At 62.5% G+C, this 781-nt stretch carries 1 pseudogene; it reads left to right on the forward strand.

The annotated features are described in order from the left end of the window. Positions 1–781 (forward strand): annotated as a pseudogene (gene xoxF1, locus OWC43_RS04250) (lanthanide-dependent methanol dehydrogenase XoxF1); the annotation flags it as partial.

Genomic DNA, 781 nt, shown 5'->3' on the forward strand with positions numbered 1-781 from the left:
ACACCACCCTCGTCTCGCTCGACGCCAAGTCCGGCAAGGTGAACTGGTCGGTCAAGAACGGCGACCCGTCCAAGGGCGAAACCAACACCGCCACCGTGCTGCCGGTGAAGGACAAGGTCATCGTCGGCATCTCCGGCGGCGAGTTCGGCGTGCAGTGCCACGTTACCGCCTACAACCTCAAGGATGGCAAGAAGGCGTGGCGCGGCTACTCCGTCGGCCCGGACGATCAGTTGCTCGTCGATCCTGAGAAGACCACCCATCTCGGCAAGCCGATCGGCAAGGATTCCTCGCTCGCCACCTGGGAAGGCGATCAGTGGAAGACCGGCGGCGGCTGTACCTGGGGCTGGTTCTCCTATGATCCCAAGCTGAATCTGATGTATTACGGCTCGGGCAACCCCTCGACCTGGAACCCGAAGCAGCGTCCGGGCGACAATCGCTGGTCCATGACCATCTGGGGCCGCGATGTCGATACGGGCGTGGCCAAGTGGGTCTACCAGATGACCCCCCACGACGAGTGGGACTTCGACGGCGTCAACGAGATGATCCTCACCGATCAGAAGATCGGCGGCAAGGATCGCCCGCTGCTGACCCATTTCGACCGTAACGGCTTCGGCTACACCCTCGATCGCGCGACCGGCGAACTCCTCGTCGCCGAGAAGTTCGATCCAGTGGTGAACTGGGCCACCAAGGTCGACATGGACAAGGGCTCCAAGACCTACGGCCGTCCGCTGGTCGTGTCGAAGTACTCGACCGAGCAGAACGGTGAGGACGTGAACTCGAA

Origin of the sequence: Methylorubrum sp. POS3 (assembly GCF_043352485.1) — a bacterium.
Lineage (GTDB): Bacteria > Pseudomonadota > Alphaproteobacteria > Rhizobiales > Beijerinckiaceae > Methylobacterium > Methylobacterium suomiense.